Genomic DNA, 286 nt, shown 5'->3' with positions numbered 1-286 from the left:
CTATACAATGAACCCACAACAAGTTGAACAAAAGGCGAGCATCAAGCTGTGAATTTTTCGATGCGCTGCCGCCCCACTAAAATCACGGCGCAGCAAATGGCTGCTAGAAATAGCTACTTGGCAAAAGTAACCAAACAGCCAATTTGCCTTTCGATGAAACCAAAGCGGCATTTCACCAAAGAAACTTACAAAGATTCAGGTGAAGAAGATTCTAATCATGATGATAAGAAAAGGGAACTTTGAACCTTACCCTATAATTTTGCCACATCTTCTTAGCTGCTTCATA

1 protein-coding gene is annotated in these 286 nt (G+C 40.9%); it reads left to right on the top strand.

The features are described 5' to 3' along the window. Positions 1 to 96 precede the first annotated feature (96 nt). Positions 97 to 243, top strand: coding sequence for a hypothetical protein (locus tag HC752_RS24505; protein ID WP_190337764.1), 147 nt, complete (start codon positions 97 to 99; stop codon positions 241 to 243). Positions 244 to 286 lie beyond the last annotated feature (43 nt).

Origin of the sequence: Vibrio sp. S9_S30 (assembly GCF_014694455.1) — a bacterium.
In the GTDB taxonomy this organism is placed as follows: Bacteria; Pseudomonadota; Gammaproteobacteria; order Enterobacterales; family Vibrionaceae; genus Vibrio.
This window is presented reverse-complemented; position numbering and strand designations above follow the sequence as displayed.